At 64.4% G+C, this 2,902-nt stretch carries 4 protein-coding genes and 1 pseudogene; 3 read left to right on the forward strand and 2 right to left on the reverse strand.

Annotated features, from left to right (window positions below):
- Positions 1-103, forward strand: a pseudogene (locus tag EOA75_RS35410) (GNAT family N-acetyltransferase); the annotation flags it as partial.
- Here the strand turns inward: EOA75_RS35410 and panC are convergent.
- Both panC and panB read right to left on the reverse strand, forming a co-directional pair.
- Positions 100-963, reverse strand: coding sequence for a pantoate--beta-alanine ligase (gene panC / locus EOA75_RS31345; RefSeq protein ID WP_127326005.1), 864 nt, complete (start codon positions 961-963; stop codon positions 100-102). The pseudogene EOA75_RS35410 and the gene panC sit on opposite strands and share 4 nt — an antisense overlap.
- Positions 960-1,799: a 3-methyl-2-oxobutanoate hydroxymethyltransferase gene (gene panB / locus EOA75_RS31350; RefSeq protein ID WP_067321592.1), complete on the reverse strand. Its 840-nt coding sequence runs from the start codon at positions 1,797-1,799 to the stop codon at positions 960-962. The genes panC and panB overlap by 4 nt, the downstream gene beginning before the upstream one ends.
- Before the next feature lie 224 nt (positions 1,800-2,023).
- On the opposite strand from panB, the gene EOA75_RS31355 reads away from it, so the two are divergent.
- Both EOA75_RS31355 and EOA75_RS31360 read left to right on the forward strand, forming a co-directional pair.
- Positions 2,024-2,422, forward strand: a complete 399-nt coding sequence (locus tag EOA75_RS31355; RefSeq protein WP_066989491.1) for an NADH:ubiquinone oxidoreductase subunit NDUFA12 — start codon at positions 2,024-2,026, stop codon at positions 2,420-2,422.
- Between the two features lie 117 nt (positions 2,423-2,539).
- A partial coding sequence (locus EOA75_RS31360) for a DUF2155 domain-containing protein (protein WP_127326007.1) occupies positions 2,540-2,902 on the forward strand: 363 nt, incomplete at its 3' end.

Raw genomic sequence — 2,902 nt, forward strand, 5'->3', positions numbered from 1 at the left:
CGCCTTCTACGAGGCGAACGGATTTCGGACGGCAGGCAGGACAGCGGATTGCGGCGGCAGTTCGGGATGGCCCGCGCTTATCCTGGAGAAGCGGCTCGGCTAAAGCGCCGGCGGAGCGGCAGGGATTTCCACATTGTCGATCAGCCTGGTGGTGCCGAGCCAGGCCGCCGCGAGCAAGCGCCCGTCGCGGTCTCGTCGCCAGGGCGCGAGCGTTGCGGCCTCCCGCGCGGCGACGTAGTCGACCTTCCGAAAGCCCGCCCTGACGAGCGCTTCGGCAGCCTCACTCACCCCACGTGCCTCATCCGCGCCGGACGCGAGTTCGGCCGCGGTCTGACGCAGAACCACATTGAATTTGCGCGCGATCTCGAGCTCGGCCGCGCCCAGATAGGCGTTGCGCGACGACATGGCGAGGCCGTGGGAATCACGCACGGTCGGCGCGCCGACGATCTCGACCGGCAGATCGAGATCACGGCACAGCTGCCTGACAACGCAAAGCTGCTGGTAGTCCTTCTCACCGAACACGGCACAGTCGGGCGCTGCCTGCAGGAAAAGCTTGGCCACGACAGTGGCGACGCCGTCGAAGAAGGCAGGCCGAAAATCCGTCTCCAGGCCGGAGGAGGGGCCTCCGACCGAGATTTTGGTGGCGAAGCCGGCCGGGTACATTTCCGCCACGCCTGGCGTGAAGGCCAGATGCACGCCTGCTTCCCGCAGTTGGTCGAGATCGCGGGCCAATTGGCGCGGATATTTGTCCAGGTCCTCGGTCGGCGCGAACTGGGTCGGATTGACGAAGACGGAGACGACGCAGCGCTCCGCCTTTTCGAGCGCGATCCTGACCAGCGAGATGTGGCCGTCATGCAGCGCGCCCATGGTCGGCACCATGGCGATCTTGAGGCCAGTCCGGCGCCAATCCCGGATCTGCGCGCGAAGGGCCGCAACGCTCTCGACGACGATTGGCCCGCTCATGCCTGGTCCTTGCCCGATGCCGCCGAAAAAACGTGGTCAGGTCCGGGAAATGCGCGGCTGCGCACCTCGTCGGCGTAACGCGCCGCCGCATCCGCAATGGTGTCGCGCAGCACTGCGTATTCCTTGACGAATTTCGGCACGCGGTCGACGGTCATGCCGATCATGTCGTCTACCACCAGGATCTGGCCGTCGCAGTCGCCGCTGGCGCCGATGCCGATGGTCGGGATCGCGATATGACGGGTGAGGTCCGAAGCCACCGCCTCGACCGTGCCCTCGATGACGACCGAGAAGGCGCCGGCCTTTTCAACCGCTTCGGCGTCGCGAAAAAGGGCGGCGATGTTTTCCCTGCTCCTGCCCTTGATCTTGTAGCCGCCGTCCTTGTCCACCGACTGCGGCTGCAGGCCGATATGGCCCATGACCGGGATGCCTTCCGCGACGATTGCCGCGATCTGCGCGGCCATGTCGACCCCACCCTCGAGCTTGACCGCCTGGCTGCCCGTCTCGCCGATGATGAGCCTTGCCGAGGCAACGGCTTGCGCCACCGAGGCCTCGTAGCTGCCTGCCGGCATGTCGACCACCACACAGGCCTTTGCGGAGCCACGCATCACCGCTTGTCCGTGCGCGATCATCATCTCCAGCGAAGCGCCGAGCGTTGTGGCATGGCCATGCAGCACCATGGCGACGCTGTCGCCGACCAGAAGCAGGTCGACATGCGGATCGAGCATGCGGGCTATCGGATAGGTATAGGCGGTGAGACAAACGATCGGCACGCCGCCCTTGCGGCGACGAATGTCTTCGGCGCCGATCCGATTGCCGGTGGACCGTTCTGGGGCCAATCGTCACCTCCCTCAACCGGCGCGGGCCAGCCGCCAGCTTTGCCGGCGTGCGAGCTTTAGAAACTGCGCAAACGCTTGGCAAGCCGAGGTGGCGATATCTCCACGCGTGTATCGATTTAGGGCACGAAGCATTTACATCGCAGGCAGGGCAAAACCCTTGCCTTCGCGTTGACGTGACGCCATAAGCAGGAAACGGCGCGGCCGCAGCCGCAACGAGGATCTGGATGAAGACTTTCCTGCTGCAGTTTTTCACCTGGTGGAACAGCCAGACACTTGGCACGCGCTTCCACACCTGGCGCTTCGGCAACAAGGTCGGCGAGGACGAGGTCGGCAACGTCTATTACGAGGGCGGCATCGATTCGGAAGGTCGCACCCGCCGCTGGGTCATCTATCGTGACTATTCCGAAGCCTCGAAGATCCCTCCGGGCTGGCATGGCTGGATGCATCATCGCGTCGACACGCCTCCGTCGAGCGAGAGCTATAAGGCTCGTGATTGGCAGAAGCCGCACCGGCCCAACCTCACAGGAACGCCGAGCGCCTATCGCCCGCAAGGTTCCATTCTGACCAACCAGCATCGTCCGCAGGTCACCGGCGACTACGACGCTTGGACGCCCGGTTCGTAAACGCGTTTTCGGTCTTTTGTCGCCACAATTGGCGTTTAGCTCCTTGCTGATAGCGCAGCCCTGACTAGCCTTGGGCGATTGAGAGAATCACCCGGGCGCAACCACCGGTATCCCTGCATGAACTCTTTCGGCCGACTCTCGACGGGACTGTTCGCGGCAGCGTCCGTTCTGGCTGCCTCGACGGCAGGGTTCGCCGCCGCGCAGACACCGGCGGCGCCGGCGGTTTCCGACCGCATCACCAATCCGGTCGCCGAATTCGCCGGCATCGACAAGATCACCGGCCGCATCATCACCTTCGACGTCTATATCGACGAGACGGTGCAGTTCGGCGCCCTGCAGGTGACGCCGCGCGTCTGCTACTCTCGGCCTGAGACCGAACAGCCGAAGACCGATTCCTTCGTCGAGGTCGACGAGATCACGCTCGATCGCAAGATCCGCCGTATCTTTACCGGCTGGATGTTCGCCGAAAGCCCCGGTCCT

Source organism: Mesorhizobium sp. M1A.F.Ca.IN.022.07.1.1, from assembly GCF_003997575.1.
Classification (GTDB): Bacteria; Pseudomonadota; Alphaproteobacteria; order Rhizobiales; family Rhizobiaceae; genus Mesorhizobium.